General features: G+C 47.4%; 1 pseudogene. It reads left to right on the plus strand.

Annotation, left to right across the window (positions count from 1 at the left end):
• A pseudogene (locus Q1B11_RS20350) lies at positions 1-310 on the plus strand (ISL3 family transposase); the annotation flags it as partial.

Below are 310 nucleotides of genomic sequence, written 5' to 3' on the forward strand. Positions count from 1 at the left end.
ACGATCGCCTTGCTGAACGACGCTTCGAGTTTGTTCCTCTCTGGGGAATGAGAGTTTTCCTGATCTACAGAATGCGCCGCGTGCAATGTAAGACATGTGGCGTAAAGGTTGAGCAGGTTCCATGGGCAGAAGGTAAAAAAGAACTAACCAAAGTGTACATGCAGTTTCTCGCAAGCTGGGCTCGAAAACTCTCCTGGAAGGAAGTTGCCAAGACGTTTAATACTTCATGGGAGAAGGTATTTCATTCAGTCGAGTACATTGTTGAATGGGGCAAAGCCCATCGGGTGCTCGATAATATTGAGGCCATAGG

Origin of the sequence: uncultured Endozoicomonas sp., from assembly GCF_947495845.1 — a bacterium.
Classification (GTDB): domain Bacteria; phylum Pseudomonadota; class Gammaproteobacteria; order Pseudomonadales; family Endozoicomonadaceae; genus Endozoicomonas.